This window comes from Vibrio anguillarum, assembly GCF_001989995.2.
GTDB classification, from domain to species: domain Bacteria; phylum Pseudomonadota; class Gammaproteobacteria; order Enterobacterales; family Vibrionaceae; genus Vibrio; species Vibrio anguillarum.
In genome coordinates this window covers 1-736 of record NZ_JAHGUP010000224.1, presented here as the reverse complement: position 1 = coordinate 736, position 736 = coordinate 1, and the positions used below count along the sequence as shown (strand labels likewise).

The window sequence follows — 736 nt, the reverse complement described above, 5'->3', positions numbered from 1 at the left end:
TCCCTCTTGAGCCGTTTGTTATGAATTTTACACACCGGCCCCTTGAACTGAGTTTGATACAAACGAAAATGGCTCACCAAATGTAATCCAGTAAAGGACACCTAATAGTGCAGAAATAACTATGAAGTAGGACATGAAATTTAAAACATGCGATACGAATATTTTCAAATAAATAACACACCAGTCAAAGCCTTTAATCTCATAGTCCTCTGGCATTTCAAGCTTTGCCCGATAGTAGTCCCCTCGAAAGTCATTGTTAGAGTGAGTCTCATACAGTTTAAGAAGTTGATGATACTTATTTTTGAACTCTAGATATTTCTGCTCATTATGTGATTGTTCATCTAAATATGGGCGAACCTCTTGCTTTAACTCACCAAGCTGCGCTGCACAAGAGTACATTTTTTCTGACGTGCTTGAGTAATTATTTCTGTCGATAAGTAACGAATAAACTAAAACTGCTATAGATGAAAATGCTTGAAACAAACCAACTATCTTGTTGTTGATGTTACTACCCAACGAATAGGCTTGCATGAGTGTAACTAAAATCAAACCAAGGGATATAAATACGATGATATATGCGGAAAACTTAGAATGTAACTTTAGTCTTCTTGAAGCATTGAATCTAGTTTTAGATGTTGAATCCATTTTTTTGTACAAGTTTCGGAAACTACTTTCTTTATCTTTCACTTTATTTATCTACCAAACTTAATAAAAATTCATAACGCCCGGCTAAGGG

General features: G+C 35.1%; 1 protein-coding gene. It reads right to left on the bottom strand.

Annotated elements, in window-relative coordinates:
* Positions 1–27: 27 nt before the first annotated feature.
* Positions 28–687, bottom strand: coding sequence for an SLATT domain-containing protein (locus PL85_RS18600; protein WP_115340119.1), 660 nt, complete (start codon positions 685–687; stop codon positions 28–30).
* Positions 688–736: the final 49 nt, after the last annotated feature.